The organism is Enterococcus sp. B2E4 (assembly GCF_030499455.1).
Classification (GTDB): Bacteria; Bacillota; Bacilli; order Lactobacillales; family Enterococcaceae; genus Enterococcus_D; species Enterococcus_D casseliflavus.
Window position 1 is genome coordinate 1 of sequence record NZ_JAUKPK010000049.1, and the last position, 1,236, is coordinate 1,236.

Annotated in this window: 1 protein-coding gene; it reads right to left on the reverse strand. The window is 36.9% G+C overall.

The genetic code is table 11. The features are described from left to right. Window positions 1-398: 398 nt before the first annotated feature. On the reverse strand, window positions 399-1,223 hold the full coding sequence (locus Q1X33_RS16560; RefSeq protein WP_086321366.1) for a zeta toxin family protein: 825 nt from the start codon (window positions 1,221-1,223) through the stop codon (window positions 399-401). Window positions 1,224-1,236: the final 13 nt, after the last annotated feature.

Genomic DNA, 1,236 nt, shown 5'->3' on the forward strand with positions numbered 1-1,236 from the left:
CAACCATTTTTGTTAGGCGTTTGAGGAAGTGAAGCTGTTTTCCTCATGTTTTAAAAGCTAGAAATAAATTACAGTGTACGCTCCTTTCTTTTTTCGTTTTGTTGGTTCATTTTCGCCAGTGTGTTCGTGTCGTTTGCTGTGACGAGAACGCAACATAGACACAAAGAAAACACAAGGGCGAGCTTGCTCGTTTATATACCCTTGTGTTTTCGACTGGATATGTTAAGGTAACAAACAGTAAATGGCACGTTACAGACTGCAAAATGTACCAACTGAAAAAAGAAAGAATACAGTTGTGTGCTTTATTTCTCGATCAGCTTTTAAAAAATGAGGAAATGTTTTTATAAAAAAAGAGTAGTTACCGTTTTTTGGTAACTACTCTTTTACTTTTTTAAGGTTTAAATCCCTGGAAGTTTAGGTGTTTTGGGTATTGGTGGTGTAGGTGGCTGCAAGCTTTCCATTTTTTGTTGAATTGCTTTAAATTCAGGGGTTTCTTGGTGTTGATTTTGAACCATTTTTTGCTCTATTCTCTCCAAAGTCGGTTGAATTTCTTTCCCTGATACTTTACGATTTAATTCTCTTTCTAAGGTCTCTTTCGGACTAATGGAAGGCGTTTCTAAGCTTGAATAGAGTTTCACTCCTTCTCTATTGTAAAGCCTTATATCGCTAAATAAGCCCGTTTTATGAAGGGTTTCTAAATTGGTCGGTAAGTTTTTGACAACAATATCATGCGCTTGTTTTGGTGTTGCCCTGGCTGTCATTGGATCATCTGCATACATAGTTTCATACCGTTCAATTGTTCCTAAATATGAGTTGATTTTAGGTACTGCCATGACATACATTTTTGTTTCATAATCTTTGGCTTGAAGCATTGTTGCGGTTTGAATAGGAACGTCTGTTGTTCGTCCTGTACCTTCAATCACTAAATTATACCCTTTATCTCTCAAACGGCTTATGATCGCTTCTGTCATGCGATTAGAATAAGGGGTAACGTATTTTACTACGTCTTTTTCATAAAGTTTCACTAGTTCATCAAAATTAGGGTGCTGTTGTTTGAACGTATCATTATCAATGATAACAACATTTCCTTGTGTCTCTTCGGAAATTGCCGATCGCAAACTAGTTTTACCTGATCCTGGTTGCCCACCAAGTAAAAAAGCGGTTGGCGATTCAACCGCTAGTCTATTTTTAGGGTTCTGTTGCAAAGTTTCCGATAAGCTCATTTTGAGGTAAAAT

What these genes read in the sequence shown, in the direction of transcription:
- Q1X33_RS16560 (WP_086321366.1), bottom strand. Translation starts at nt 1,223, where the DNA reads ATGAGCTTATCGGAAACTTTGCAACAGAACCCTAAAAATAGACTAGCG.